The 531-nt window shown below is 39.4% G+C and carries 1 pseudogene; it reads right to left on the bottom strand.

The window, feature by feature from the left end:
• Positions 1-407: 407 nt before the first annotated feature.
• Positions 408-531, bottom strand: a pseudogene (locus tag R7044_RS27775) (transcriptional regulator EbgR); the annotation flags it as partial.

Genomic DNA, 531 nt, shown 5'->3' with positions numbered 1-531 from the left:
TGAGAAGAAGTAAGCACGTGGTGCCATACGGTTCTCATGTAGGTGAAGGAAGTTTTCCCAGTTGTTCACGTTTGTTCTCCCCTCGGCTTAGTTTGGTCATTTCGACGCGGTATCGTCAGCGTCGAATCTGCCCAAAAGAAATGCAGCCGATGTATTGTGAAAAGGCTTATTAGTTATCTGGGAAAGATATTAGTAAAAGTTTTACTAAAATAAATTAGTGAAAACGTTTTACTTTAACTTGGTCACGTTTTAAATGACCAATGTTGAGCAAGATGTGATCAGCGTAAAGGAATGCGTTCTAGATTGTTTTGGAAAGTAAAAACAGTAAAAATTCGGTAGAAAATAAAAGAAGAAATAAAAAAGCACTGAAAATTCAGTGCTTTATTTGAACAGTTTTGAGGGTGTTTTTATCGAGTTGTGCCGCGTAGCTTGAGCTTGCTTGGAACGTACACTTGAAGGGGCAGTGCGCGTCCGTCACGGTATTTTTCTACTAACAAGTTCACGCCTTGAATCCCCATCATTTCAGAATGA

This window comes from Vibrio sp. 1402 (assembly GCF_033340275.1).
The sequence above is the reverse complement of the archived record's forward strand: the minus strand, read 5'-3'. Positions and strand labels throughout refer to the sequence as shown.